General features: G+C 62.3%; 1 protein-coding gene. It reads right to left on the bottom strand.

The genetic code is table 11. The annotated features are described in order from the left end of the window. Positions 1-306 precede the first annotated feature (306 nt). Positions 307-2,022, bottom strand: coding sequence for a D-lactate dehydrogenase (dld, locus tag ABD093_RS18370; RefSeq protein ID WP_343926337.1), 1,716 nt, complete (start codon positions 2,020-2,022; stop codon positions 307-309). Positions 2,023-2,371 lie beyond the last annotated feature (349 nt).

The raw sequence follows: 2,371 nt of genomic DNA, 5'->3' as shown, positions 1-2,371 counted from the left end.
CTGACCAACTACATCGCCAGATCCCTGCTCGAGACCGGCGGGTTCAGACCCCGACTACACCCTGGATTCGGATGAGCCGGATTTCGCCGGTGTGCCGGCCGTCGCGGGTCAGCTGACGGCGTGAGGCGATGACCCGTTCTCGGACCGGGCGCGGCCCTCGCCGCCACGCGATTCTATGGCCTGCCCAGCCTCTGACCGATGTCTCGACTCATCCGTCCCGGTGGACCTAGGGAGTCGAGCCCTAGGTCCACCCGAGATGGATAAGACATCGCTCAGGCTCTCACGGCGTCGCGCTACCTTGGGGACTTAGGCCCAGTCCTTGTGCGGCGACGTGCCGCCGATACCGGCGTTGAACGTATTCGTCGGATCGAGCTCCTTGAAGTGCTCTTCCATGGACTCCGGCAGCTTGTAGATGCGACCGTAGTTGTGCTCGGCGGGCAGCTTCGCGCCGCGCTCCTCCAGCAGGTGCTGGATGCGGTCGTGCAGCGCCTCGGGATCCACGCCCTGCTTGGCGACATAGTCCTGGTGCATCACATGGCAGAAGAAGTGCCCGTAATACGCCTTGACCTCAAGCTGGTCGTCGATCTCCTCCGGCAGCACCTCGAGCCAGTTCCAATCGTCGCGACGCAGGGCCACATCGATGGGGATGAGCCCTGCGATGTGCCGGCGCTTCAACGCGGCGTAGCGAGTGGCGGCACTGGCCGCGCCGAACCGGTTGAGCGACGCGCTCTTTTCTTCATCAGACGTGCAGATGAAGAACTCACCAGTGTGCTCGGGCTCTGCGAAGAACTCCTTGAGCATCTTCTCGCTCGCGACCTTCTGCGACTCGCTGACGGTGAGCAGCAGGTGATGCTCGAAACGGTTGCGGTACTCCATCATGCGCTTGGGCAGCTGGTTGGGCAGCACGCTGAACATGGCTTGCGATACCGTGTCGGCGAAGGTCGGACCAATGCCGGGAATCTTCGAGAACAAGCCGTTGGCCCACGTCTTGAACGAGAACATGCGCGTCTGCAGCGCTGGACTCATGAACTTCAGGAAGACGAAGGTGTCTTTGCCGTACTTCTCGGCCAAGTCGAAGGCACTGCGGCCCATGTACTCACCAGAGATAGGCAGCGGCATGTCGGCTTCGAGGAACAACCGACGGATCTCTTCGAGCTCGTGCGTGTTGTTCGTGCCGATGTAAAACACGGTCGGGTGCACTTCGCGAGGGAAGGTGCGGGTGCGCACCGCGAACACCATCAGCTTGCCGGCCGAGCCGGAAGCCTCGAACAGGTACTCGGGGTTCGCATTGTAGCGAGCAGGCGAAGGCACGATCTTGCGCAAGTGCTCGGCGTACTCGGTCTCGTTCGAGTCTTCGGGAGCTGGGGTGACATCCTCGGGAGACCACTCGCCGCGCTGTAGACGGTCGAGTGCGACCTCAGGGTCGTCTCCGAGCGAGATGCCCAGGTGATTGACCAGCTCGACCTTGCCGTCGTCGTTGACGCGGGCGAAGATCGCTTCGCGCGTGAATGCCGGACCCTTGCGAATCTGGCTGCCGCCCGAGTTGTTCGCGATGCCGCCGATGACCGAGGCGCCGATTGATGTCGACCCGATCACCGAGTGCGGCTCGCGCTGGTGCTTGGCGAGCGCGTCGGTCAGGTGTGTCAGCGGGGTGCCCGCGAGCGAGATCGCCTCGCGCGCGTCGTTGATGAGGTGCACCTCATCGATGCGGTGAGTCGAGATGATCACAATGGGGCGATCGTAGTCTTGGAAGCCGGGGCCGGATCCACCAGTCAGGCCCGTGTTCGATGCCTGCGGGATGACGATGAGGTTGTTGTCGACGGATACCTGCAGCGCCCGCCACATCTCGACCAGCGTGCCGGGGCGCACCACGGCGAAGACTGGTCCTCCGCCGAATCGATAGCCTTTGCTGAATGGCATCGTGGCACGCTCAGAGGTCAGTACATGTTCGTCGCCGACGATTCTCTTGAACGCATCGATCGCTTCGTGCGAAGTCGTGGTGGTCTGTCCTGGTTGCGTCATCTCTAAGCTTCCTATATTCAGTTGCATCACAAGCGCGTCATGATGCTGAGGGGATGTCGCCTTGATCCGAGCTAGTCCGCGGTCGTTCATTTTTTGATGGGCGGGGAAACGAGCCAGGGGGACGACGTCTGCGACCGTCTGCCCGGAAGCTCGCTACGGCGTCCAAGGAGTGTGCGTGTGCGTATGCATGTGCATACGCGCATCCTCATTGTAGAAGATGCGCATCAGATAGTTTCGGACCGCGGTACTTTCGGACTCCGGTAGGTTCGGAGGCTCTTCCCAGATGAGGGTGTAGCGCACGTCGCGCGGCGGGCCGGCGCGTCGGTGTCGGGGTGAGGGTCGAGGTCTC

Source organism: Brachybacterium tyrofermentans (genome assembly GCF_039526165.1).
Lineage (GTDB): Bacteria > Actinomycetota > Actinomycetes > Actinomycetales > Dermabacteraceae > Brachybacterium > Brachybacterium tyrofermentans.
Note: the sequence above shows the minus strand (reverse complement) of the source record. Positions and strands in the feature narration are given on the sequence as shown.